The following is a 223-nucleotide window of genomic DNA, read 5'->3' as shown; positions in this document are numbered from 1 at the left end:
CGACCGGGTCGAGAGCGGCATCGGGGAGCCGGGCGCCAACGGCGTGGCCGCGGCGCTCGACGACTTCGCCGCGGCCTGGGAGGACCTCGGCAACCATCCCGCGCGCGCGGCCTCGCGCAGCGCGGTGCTCGCCGCCGGCGCGACGCTCGCCGACGCGATCCACGTCCAGGCCGCGAACGTCACGACCGAGATCGCCGACCAGGTCGAGCACGCCGCCGACCTC

1 protein-coding gene is annotated in these 223 nt (G+C 77.6%); it reads left to right on the top strand.

Annotation, left to right across the window (positions count from 1 at the left end; translation table 11 throughout):
• On the top strand, nucleotides 1-223 hold a 223-nt coding region (locus tag QWY28_RS24000), incomplete at both ends, for a FlgK family flagellar hook-associated protein (protein ID WP_300955401.1).

It is taken from the genome of Nocardioides oceani, assembly GCF_030412965.1.
GTDB lineage: Bacteria > Actinomycetota > Actinomycetes > Propionibacteriales > Nocardioidaceae > Nocardioides > Nocardioides oceani.
The sequence above is the reverse complement of the archived record's forward strand: the minus strand, read 5'-3'. Positions and strand labels throughout refer to the sequence as shown.